The sequence below is a fragment of the Nonomuraea cavernae genome (genome assembly GCF_014646355.1).
Classification (GTDB): domain Bacteria; phylum Actinomycetota; class Actinomycetes; order Streptosporangiales; family Streptosporangiaceae; genus Nonomuraea; species Nonomuraea cavernae.
Genome location: NZ_BMNH01000043.1, coordinates 40,391 through 46,936 on the forward strand (window position 1 = coordinate 40,391; position 6,546 = coordinate 46,936).

Annotated in this window: 6 protein-coding genes; 2 read left to right on the forward strand and 4 right to left on the reverse strand. The window is 69.2% G+C overall.

The genetic code is table 11. The annotated features are described in order from the left end of the window. Positions 1-25: 25 nt before the first annotated feature. Genes IEY82_RS36700 through IEY82_RS36710 form a run of 3 tightly spaced genes read right to left on the reverse strand, consistent with a single transcriptional unit; the run spans position 26 to position 2,950 of the window. Positions 26-760, reverse strand: a complete 735-nt coding sequence (locus IEY82_RS36700) for an enoyl-CoA hydratase/isomerase family protein (RefSeq protein ID WP_189128898.1) — start codon at positions 758-760, stop codon at positions 26-28. Then, positions 757-2,265, reverse strand: a complete 1,509-nt coding sequence (locus IEY82_RS36705; RefSeq protein WP_189128899.1) for a class I adenylate-forming enzyme family protein — start codon at positions 2,263-2,265, stop codon at positions 757-759. Before IEY82_RS36705 ends, IEY82_RS36700 begins: the two co-directional genes overlap by 4 nt. Next, the gene (locus tag IEY82_RS36710) at positions 2,258-2,950 is read right to left on the reverse strand and encodes a TetR/AcrR family transcriptional regulator (RefSeq protein ID WP_189128900.1); all 693 of its coding nucleotides are present in this window, start codon (positions 2,948-2,950) and stop codon (positions 2,258-2,260) included. The genes IEY82_RS36705 and IEY82_RS36710 overlap by 8 nt, the downstream gene beginning before the upstream one ends. Positions 2,951-3,033: 83 nt before the next feature. Here IEY82_RS36710 and IEY82_RS36715 point away from each other — a divergent pair, with 83 nt between their 5' ends. Then, complete coding sequence (locus IEY82_RS36715) at positions 3,034-3,852, forward strand: MerR family transcriptional regulator (RefSeq protein WP_189128901.1); 819 nt, start codon at positions 3,034-3,036, stop codon at positions 3,850-3,852. Then, positions 3,852-4,775 carry a sigma-70 family RNA polymerase sigma factor gene (locus IEY82_RS36720; RefSeq protein WP_225264058.1) on the forward strand — a complete coding sequence of 308 codons (924 nt, stop codon included), beginning with the start codon at positions 3,852-3,854 and terminating at the stop codon, positions 4,773-4,775. Before IEY82_RS36715 ends, IEY82_RS36720 begins: the two co-directional genes overlap by 1 nt. Before the next feature lie 86 nt (positions 4,776-4,861). On the opposite strand, the gene IEY82_RS36725 is transcribed toward IEY82_RS36720, so the two are convergent. Continuing rightward, positions 4,862-6,274, reverse strand: a complete 1,413-nt coding sequence (locus IEY82_RS36725; RefSeq protein WP_189128903.1) for an ATP-binding protein — start codon at positions 6,272-6,274, stop codon at positions 4,862-4,864. Positions 6,275-6,546: the final 272 nt, after the last annotated feature.

A 6,546-nucleotide genomic window follows, 5' to 3' on the forward strand; every position in this document is an offset into this window, starting at 1 on the left:
CCTGACCTCGCGGCGGTGACCGCCGTCAGGCCGTCCGCCGGTTGATGAAGCGATCCATGCCCGCCTGGGCGATCCCGGCCTCCTCCACCTGCCTGGCCGCCTCCGTCTCGGCCGCGAAGGCCCGTTCGACCTCCTCCAGTGACGGCCGGAGCAGTTTCAGATGGACGGCGGTGGCCGTGCCGGGCAGCGTCCACCGGTGGACGAGCCCGATCGCGGTCGCCACGAGCGTGTCCGGCTCGACGATCTCGTCCAGGAGCCCGGCCGACAGCGCCTCGGCCGCGCTCAGCCGGGCCGAGTCGAGCACGAGCCGCAGTGCCCGGCCGCCCACCAGCCTGCGCAGCAGTTGGCTGGAGGCGTTGGAGACCGACAGCCCGATGTGGTTCTCCGGCAGGAAGTACTCGGCCGACGGTGTCCCGATGCGGGAGTCGAAGCAGAGCGTCCACTCGGCCGCGCCGCCCACGGCCAGGCCGTTGACCGCCCCGACGACCGGCACCTGGGTTTCGAGCACCGCCCTGGTCAGGTCGTGGAAGAGCTCGACCTCGTCGAGCAGCGACTGTCCGGCGGCCTCGTGGATGTCCTCGCCGGCCGAGAACGCCCGCCCGGTGCCGGTGACGACGATGCCCCTGGCCGCCGTGCCGTCCCCGTGGCCGCGGACGGCGGCGGCGAGCCGCCTGCGCATGTCGGCGGTGAGAGCGTTGAGCTTGTCCGGCCGCCGCAGGGTGATCACGGCCACCTCGTCGCGTACGGTCACGTCGATCATTGGGTCTCCTGTTCCACGGCGATGGCTCCGGCGCGCTGGTCGCGTACGGGATGCAGCAGGTGGCGCTTCTCGATGCGGGCCGACGGCGTCAGCGAGAACTCGTCGACGAACTCGACGTACGCCGGGATCTTGAATCTGGCCAGGCGTTCCCTGGCCAGGCGGATCACGCTCAGGGCCGTGTCACGGTCGGCGGCGTGACCGGGGCGAAGCTGGATGAAGGCCTTCGGCAACTCGCCGAAGAGTTCGTCGGGGATGGGCACCAGGGCGGCGGACAGCACCGCCGGATGCTGGCCGAGCACCCGCTCCACCTCGGCGCAGGAGATGTTCTCGCCGCCCCTGCGGACCATGTCCTTGATCCGCCCCGAGTGGTGGATGTAGCCGTCGTCGTCGCGGAAGCCCAGGTCACCGGTGTGGTACCAGCCGCCCTGGAAGGCCTGGGCGGTGGCCTCGGGATGGTTCCAGTAGCCCTTCATCATCGGTGTGCCCCGCACCACGATCTCGCCCTGCCGCCCGTGGGGGACCTCTTCGGGCGGGACGCTGCCCGGCCGGGCGATCATGACCTCCTTGCCGGCGGGTGGCAGGCCCATGGCGCCGGTGTCGACCGTTTCGGCGGCCTCCGGGGCGACCAGCAGGTCGGCGCCGGACTCGGTGGAGCCGTAGAGCTCGCGCCAGGGCGCGCCCCAGCGTTCCTCGAAGGTGGCGTGCAGGTCGAGGGCGATACCGGAGCAGAGCACGAGCCGCATCCGGTTGTCGCGGTCCAGGGGGTGCGGCGGCTGCTTGAACATCAGCATCGGCATCGTCCCCAGCACGTAGGTCAGGGTCGCGCCGTGCTCGCGGACCGACGGCCAGAAGCCCGAGGCGGAGAAGCGGGGGAGCACTACCTGGGGGATGCCGCCGAGCAGGCAGAGGAGCATGGTCCACTGCGGGTCCATGTAGGAGTAGGCCTGGGCGATCAGCATGACGTCGTCGTCGCGGAGTCTGATCTGGTCGGCGACGATCCGGGCGGTTCTGAGCCAGTAGTCGTGGGTGAGCATGCACGCTTTGGGGAATCCCGTGGTCCCCGACGTGTACTGAAAATTCGCTACATCGTTCGGTTCGGTGGAAATTTCGGGCGGACTCCACCGGCCGGCGGCGAGGTCCCGCACGTCGTGGACCGTGCCCGGGATGTGGGCGACGTGCTCGGAGGTGGTCAGGGTGGCCACGGCCCCCGAGTCGCGCAGCACGTGCTCCAGGTCGGCCGCGCGATAGCGGGCATTCACCGGCACCGTGACCGCTCCGGCCTTGAGGATGGCCAGCCAGCTCAGCGGCCATTCGTGGACGTTCTCCATCATGACGGCCACCCGGTCGCCCGGCCGCACGCCCTTGGCGGCCAGCGCCCCGGCCAGCCGGTCGCTCCGCTCGTCGGTCTCGGCGAAGCTCAGCGACGTGTTCGGGAAGCGGAGGAACTCGCGCTGCCCGTACGTTCTGGCGGCGTATCTGAGTAAGTCGGGGATCGTGTCAGACATTCGGCGGCTCCCACGGAAAGGCCGGCAGCAGGGAGAAGTCGCACGTCGCGACCGCCTGGGCGGGCGCGCGGACCGCGGCCAGGCCGATCGCCACGAATTCGGCGCACACCTGCTCCAGCGTGGAGTCGCCGTCGGGGCGATACCACTCGCTGGTGCCGGTGCACATGGACATCAGGGCGAGGCGGGTCAGCCTCCGGTCGGTGACGCGGAAGGCGCCCGCCGAGACCCCGTCGTCGAGGGCGCGTCGCCAGTGGTCCTCGTAGGCGTCGCGCAGCGCGATGATCTCGTCCTGGGCGGTCGATCCGGGGGTGAGGGAGCGGAGTTCGCCGTCCATCACCCGGGTGAGCATCGGATTCAGCGCGTGGATGGCGGTCAGTGAGCTGATCAGCAGGGCGAGCCGGTCCACCGGCCGCCGGGCGCCGTCCAGCATCCGGTCGGTCGAGTCGATCAGCCCGCGGTGCCCGGCCCGCATCAGGTCGGCGAGGAGGGCCTCCTTGCTCGACACGTGGTGGTAGATCCCGGCGTTGGTCATGTTGATGGCCCGCGCGAGGTCCCTGATGGTCGTCGCGGCATAGCCCTGCCGCGCGAACAGCAGCACGGCGGCCGTCCTGATCCGCACGCGCGCGTCGGCGTCGCGGTCGGTGAGGTAACCCTCCAGGGTCGTACCTACCGAACGTTCGGTCATCACAAAATGGAACATAACCCATCAAAGGGAACCTGCCTAGTGTTGACCCTGACACCGTGTGAGCCCGTACACCTGGAGAGGTCATGTTCAGCATCGGAGATTTCGCCAGGCTCGGGCTCGTGTCGGTGCGCATGCTGCGCCACTACGACGCGATCGGGCTGTTGCGACCCGCGCACGTGGACCCCGCCACGGGGTACCGCTCCTACCAGGCCACGCAGCTGTCCCGGCTCAACCGCATCGTCGCGATCAAGAACCTCGGCTTCACGCTGGAGCAGGTCAGGGCGATCCTCGACGACAAGGTGACCGCGGCAGAGCTCCACGGGATGGTACGGCTGCGCCGCGCCCAGCTGGAAGCGCAGATCAGCGCCGACCTGGCCAGGTTGCGCGTGGTCGAGGCGAGACTCCGCACCATCGAGACAGAGGGATACATGCACCCCGAGGAAGTCATGGTCAAGAAGCTTGACCCGATCACGGTCGCCCAGCTCAGCGCCACCGCGGCGAGTTACCAGCCCGAGGACATCGGCCCGGTCATCAAGCCGCTCTTCGCCGAGATCTGCGCGCGGCTGGAGTCCGCCGGCGTGCCGATCACAGGACCCGGCATCGCCTACTACGTCCCGGAGGACGACGGCACCGTGCGCGTGCACACCGCGTTCCCCGTCTCCGCCGGCCCGCACGACGACGAGGACTTCGAGGTGGTCGTCCTGCCCGGCGTCGAGACCGCGGCCACGATCATCCACCACGGCTCCATGGACGGGGTCGGGACGACGTTCCAGACGCTGGCCCACTGGATCGAGGAGAACGGCTACCGGTCGGTCGCCCTGGCCAGGGAGATCTCCCTGCACTGCCCGGACGACCTCGACGAGTGGGTGACCGAGCTCCAGATCGAGGTGGTCCCGGCCTAGTGGACGCCACCGAGCTGGAGGCGCACCGGACCGAGCTGACCGGCTACTGCTACCGCATGCTCGGCTCCGGGTTCGAGGCCGAGGACGCCGTGCAGGAGACGCTGGTCAAGGCCTGGCGCGGCGGCTACGACCCCGCCCGTGCGCCGCTGCGTCCGTGGCTGTTCCGCATCGCCACGAACGTCTGCCTCGACATGCTGCGCGGCGCCCAGCGCCGGGCGCGGGCGATGGACCTCGGCCCCGCCTCGTCGCCCGGCGCCGACCTCGGCGCGCCGCTGCCGGACCACAGGTGGGTCCAGCCGGTGCCCGACGGCCGGGTGCTGCCCGCCGACCCCGCCGAGCTCGCCGTCGCGAAGGAGACGGTACGGCTGGCGTTCGTCGCCGCGCTGCAGTGCCTGCCGCCTCGTCAGCGGGCCGTCCTGATCCTGCGCGACGTGTTGCGCTGGAGCGCGGCCGAGGTGGCCGGACTGCTCGGCGGCAGCGTCGCCGCGGTCAACAGCGCGTTGCAGCGGGCCAGGGCCGCTCTGCCCGCCTCTCCGGAGCCGCGGCAGGAGGTGGACGAGCGGTTGCTGGCCCGCTACGTGGACGCGTTCGAACGCTACGACGTCGACGCGCTCGTCTCGTTGCTGCACGAGGACGCGACGATGTCGATGCCGCCGTTCGCGTGGTGGCTGCGTGGGCGCGAGGAGATCCGCAAGGCCATGCTCGGCGCCGACGCGCCCTGCGGTGGCTCCCGGCTGGTCCCGGTCCGGGCCAACGGCTCGCCCGCCTTCGGCCAGTACGTACGAGAGGAGCCGTTCGCCCTGGTGGTGCTCGAGGTCGAGCGGGGTTTCGTCACCGGGACGACGACCTACCTGGACACCCGGTTGTTCCCGTTCTTCGGCCTGCCGACGAGTTCTGGGCATCCGCGTCGTACAGGTGAGTGAAGGAGGACGACAATGCCCGACGACCGTGACCCGCCACGGCCACCCGGACCAGCTCGTCGGCGTCATCGACCAGGAGTCCGCGTCGCCTAGCGCCAGGCGTCCAGCAACTCCTCGGGCGTCACGTGCCTGACCCCCTCCACGTCGCACCCGCTGCGCGAGACCGCGTAGAGCGGCGTGGAGGTGTCGGCCCCGGGCATCTTGGACCGGTGGACGATCAGCTCGCTCAGGTCATGGTGGTCGAACGGCCGGTTCTCCAGCCACTTGATCGACCCGACCATCGTGATCTTCTTGGCCACCGGCTCCCGGTCGGTGCCAACGAGGTCGATCTCAGGATCGTTGGTCCTGGTCCAGTAGCCGCCCACGGCGCCGGTGCCCTCGGGCATCCCGTCCATCCGCCGCAGCGACTCGCGGATGAGCGGCTCCACGGCCATCCCCCGCCACGACGTCCACGATTTGCGGATGCGTTCCAGGATCCGGTCTCCACGCCCACGCTCGACATCGGTCAGGCGGGCGCCGATGAACGGGATCCAGAAGCGGAGGTGCGTGTCGATGACGTGGTAGCGCGTCTCCCGAGACGGCCGGGTCGACAGCGGTCTTTCTACTGCGATCATCCGCTTCTCCACCAGAAGCTGGAGCGCGCGGTTCATCGTCGCACGTGAGATGTCCCGCGTGGCGGCGGCGATATTGGCATGCGTGCGCTGACCCGATCCGACCGCGGTGAGGACCTGGCGGGCCAGGGCCTCGGGGGGAAATTCCGCGGCCAGCCCTCGCTCCCCGCTGACGATCAGGGCCGACAGCGGGTTTGCGACCGCCTGCTCCAGGTAGTCCCAGAGCGAGCCGCCTACGGGCCACTCCTCGCAGATCATCGGCAGCCCGCCGGAGACCAGGTGGGCGTCGAACGCTTCCACCGCCGGCAGGCTCAGTGCCTGACCGAGGTCATGAGGCGTGAGGGGATTGACCACGAAATCTACGGCACGCTGGTAGAAGGGCCGGTCGTAGGTATTGATCGCCTCCATCATGGACAGATCCGAGCCAATGAGCAGCAACAGCACGGGCCGCTTCGAGAACTCCTTGTCGAAGACCTTCTGAAGGACGCTCTCGAAGGATGGATCTATCTTGATCAGATAAGGCAGCTCGTCGATCACCACGATGCTGGGCGAGTCCTCGGGCAGGGTGCGCGCCAGGAGGGTGAGCGCGTCGAGCCACGATCTTGGCTGCGGCTGTGTGCCGAAGGTGGCCGCGTCAGGCAGGTCGGACGTGCGCACTTCTTCGCTGAAAGTGCGGAGCTCCTCGCCCAGTGTCTGGCCTGTCGCCGTGTAGTAGACGTGGGGGAGCCGGGCTCGCCTGATGAACTCCTCCGCGAGTCTCGATTTCCCCACGCGCCGACGCCCCCGGATGAGCAGCGCACGTCCGGGGCGTTGGAAGCGGCTGGCGCCCGTCTTCTCCAGGGCGCGCTTCAGCACAGCCAGTTCCCGTGTCCTGCCGATGAAAGGTTCCATGTCCGCTCCGATAGTCTCACTGATGAGACTACCCGAACAGGATGGTGCCACAGGGCGGTTTGTGCGGTCTTCCAGGTCCGGATGGTCTCAGCCGTGAGACCTTCGCGTGGTGAAAGGGCCACGGCTGGTGGGCCCATGGCTGGACCCACCAGCCGTGGTCCCTTTCGCGCCTAGGCCGCGTTTCAAAAGGATCTTTGAAACTTGCGGCGTGGCGGTGATCGATAACCGACGAGGTCTCCGGTAGTTGGTTCAACGACCAAGAAGAGCCAAGT

Bases quoted from the DNA above. Each gene is read 5' to 3' on its own strand.
- IEY82_RS36700 (WP_189128898.1), bottom strand. From the start codon at position 760: ATGATCGACGTGACCGTACGCGACGAGGTGGCCGTGATCACCCTGCGG.
- IEY82_RS36710 (WP_189128900.1), bottom strand. From the start codon at position 2,950: ATGACCGAACGTTCGGTAGGTACGACCCTGGAGGGTTACCTCACCGAC.
- IEY82_RS36725 (WP_189128903.1), bottom strand. From the start codon at position 6,274: ATGGAACCTTTCATCGGCAGGACACGGGAACTGGCTGTGCTGAAGCGC.
- IEY82_RS36715 (WP_189128901.1), top strand. From the start codon at position 3,034: ATGTTCAGCATCGGAGATTTCGCCAGGCTCGGGCTCGTGTCGGTGCGC.
- IEY82_RS36705 (WP_189128899.1), bottom strand. From the start codon at position 2,265: ATGTCTGACACGATCCCCGACTTACTCAGATACGCCGCCAGAACGTAC.